Genomic DNA, 2,785 nt, shown 5'->3' with positions numbered 1-2,785 from the left:
ATTCTATCCGACAAAACAAGCCGTTCCGCGCACCACGTGGATGCTGTCGGGTGGAAACGAACACGACAAGAAACGACGGGAAACGACGCGGTGTAACAGAGGGCGGGGCAATAGCGGGGCAACCGTCGGGGTCGGTTGGCTCCGCAGCGCCCCTTCACGCAGCGTCGGAGTGGAAGAAGGTTGCGGATGTCGCCCTGTCGTGAATTTAGCGCGACGCGCGGCCTCCGCAGAACCGTGCCAGCGCACACAACGGGGAGACCGACGTTGGAGGGCCTCTCGCGTGCCCGATCAGTCGACCGCGACGACAGAAACGCCGAGAAAAAGTATCTGCCCCTGGGTCTGATCGTCCACTTTCACTTGGTAGATTTTCTCCGACTTCAAGGCGGCGAGCAGCACCCTGTGCCCGATCTCGGCGTCGCCGATCGGATCATCGAACATCAGGTCCTCATCAATGAGGTGCACGCGTAGACGCGTGCCGGCATTGAACTGGACGCGCGCCCACGTCGGCGGGTTCGCCCAGCTCCATGCAAAGGAGTCGCGGTTGTCACGCGGGATCTGAACGCGCACTGGCATCGCACCGCCGGTGTAGACCTCGGCGAACCCCTTGACCTCTGGCTTCGCGAGGGCGGCAAGAGACGCGTCGGCGAGGAACGCACCGAGCGCAGCGGCGGGGTTCGCGGCGCCCATCGCGACGAGCACGCCCTTGCTGATCGGCGGAGGCACACGACGCGGGCCGTCCCACTGCGTGCCGTCGGCCTTGCCAGGACCGATCATTGTGCTCATGAGAGCGATCCGCACAAACGCGGGCGCTGGTTGCGAAGGTGGGAGACCGATGGGTGCAGCCGCACCAGCTCCGACGGTGGTGCTCGCCGGTGGCGTCGTTCCCTTGGTCGACCGTGGTCCGCATGCTGCCGCCGCAACGCAGCCGATGCCGATGATCATCGCGACGCGCATTCGTTCCCCTCGCATCGATCGTACCTGCCTCGCCCGCTCGCGCGCTATCACCCCGTCCGGGGGCCCGTCAGGGGTGGACGGTTCGAGACTCGCTAACCCCCAGACAACGGTGACAGTCCGGATCGAGGTCGTGCGCCTCGGTCGGTGTGTGCTTCGCGGCACCGCGCGCGGCTGACCGCGCGGGAGCTCAATCGCCGCGCCGTCGACCCCGTGGCACCGTCCGCGGATGATCCTGGTTGCTCTCGATGCCAACCACATGCGCGGCGCGCCCGTGTCCATGCTGATCGAGCTCCGCGATCGTGGCGTTCGGTTGTGCGTTACCGCTCTTACCCTGCAGGAGCTGTGGGCACGCGCGCAGCGCGACAACACACGCACCGCGTTCGACCGAAGGATTGCGAAGCTCGCCGAGTTGCTCGATCCTGCGGCGCCGTTGTTGGCGGCGGGCTCGGTCCTCATGCACGGTGTCAACGAGGACTCGGCCGCCGTTTGGGAGGAAATGGCGACGCACGGGCGTGAGTTGTGGTCGATCTGGTCGAAGGCAGCGACCATGAGCGACGCCGAGTGGAAGCGGTATGCCGACGCATCCGAGCAGGGCATCAACGAGATCGCCGATCCTCATGTTGCGTACTACAAGCAGACGCGAGAGACGATCCGCCGGCTCCGACGCGAGGGCAGACTCACGACCACCGCGCAACGCTTTCGCGCCGATCTGTTTGAGCAGTTCCAATCGACGGGAACCGCCCGAGCGGCGACGCGCCTCGACGCATATCACCGTGTCGCTGCGCTTCGCGCGGCGCGGTTTGCGTTCTCGAACGACCACGGTGATCCCGATCCCAACGACGTCGAGGACGAGGCCATGTTGCAACAACTTGCGCGTCCGGTGTTCGTCGCAACGGACGATCGCCGGCTGATTGCCGACGTTGACGGAAGCGGCAGCACCGAAGCGCCATGGGTCCGCCGGCTTGCCGATTTCTTCGGCGACGACCTGCCGTCAGGAACGCCTTGGGATAGCCCGGTTGCTACGTTCACCCGTCGACCTGCGCGCGAGGCGCTCGAGTTGCACAGCCAGATCAAGGCGCAATGCGATACGAAGCACCCGCGTCCCCCGAGCGACGCTACGCCGCCGACATGAAGATTGGCGCTTGGCCGCGCTGCAACGACGGGGTGTCATCACGCGATGGAGCCCTGAGGGCGACTCTCGCAGGCGGGCCCGCGACAGCCACTGTCGCAGTCGCGCGTTCGCAGCTCCTCGGGTACTCCAGCGGATTCGCCCGGCCGTGGGCATGACGGTGCCGACGGTCCCGGTTCGCGCAATCGAACTCGGTTCTCCACTCATGCGCTGATCACACTCGATGTGATCAGCGCGCATGCGTCACCGCCGAAGGGCCCCTATGGGGTGAGGACGGGCCGCCGATCCCGGCCCACCTGCGAGGAAGCAATTCGCCGATACTTCGCGGAGATCAGCGGTCGACACTCCTCCGAAATGACCCCAAGTACAGCGGTCGCAATCTCCTCCAACTCGACTGCGCTGGTCCGATGGTGCGCGAGTGCCGCCCGTAATGAGGTCGGCTGCGGCCCCTGCGCGGGAAGTTGGAACGTGTCGACCCCGTAGTGCGCGAGGTCGGCGCGAAACCTCGGCGTGACGACTCTGCGCAGATCACGCCCGCCACGGGCAGCGAGTGCTACCGACAAGTGACGCACCAAGGAGCGCCGACGGCAGCGAGCTTCGCTTCGAGTTCCTTGCCCTCCGCGAGCTGCTCAAGATCCGCAGCGGAAATCACCCTCATGTTCGACCTGGCGGCAGGCCGGCGCGAACGAGATCGTTCGCGAG

At 66.0% G+C, this 2,785-nt stretch carries 2 protein-coding genes; one reads left to right on the top strand and one right to left on the bottom strand.

What is annotated here, in order from left to right:
- Window positions 1-288: 288 nt before the first annotated feature.
- Window positions 289-699 carry a hypothetical protein gene (locus ACLL97_RS09275; RefSeq protein WP_411280192.1) on the bottom strand — a complete coding sequence of 137 codons (411 nt, stop codon included), beginning with the start codon at window positions 697-699 and terminating at the stop codon, window positions 289-291.
- Between the two features lie 481 nt (window positions 700-1,180).
- Here ACLL97_RS09275 and ACLL97_RS09270 point away from each other — a divergent pair, with 481 nt between their 5' ends.
- Window positions 1,181-2,086, top strand: coding sequence for a hypothetical protein (locus ACLL97_RS09270; protein ID WP_411280191.1), 906 nt, complete (start codon window positions 1,181-1,183; stop codon window positions 2,084-2,086).
- Window positions 2,087-2,785: the final 699 nt, after the last annotated feature.

Source organism: Gemmatimonas sp. (assembly GCF_046594945.1).
GTDB lineage: Bacteria > Gemmatimonadota > Gemmatimonadetes > Gemmatimonadales > Gemmatimonadaceae > Gemmatimonas.
The sequence above is the reverse complement of the archived record's forward strand: the minus strand, read 5'-3'. Positions and strand labels throughout refer to the sequence as shown.

What these genes read in the sequence shown, in the direction of transcription:
- ACLL97_RS09270 (WP_411280191.1), top strand. Translation starts at nt 1,181, where the DNA reads ATGATCCTGGTTGCTCTCGATGCCAACCACATGCGCGGCGCGCCCGTG.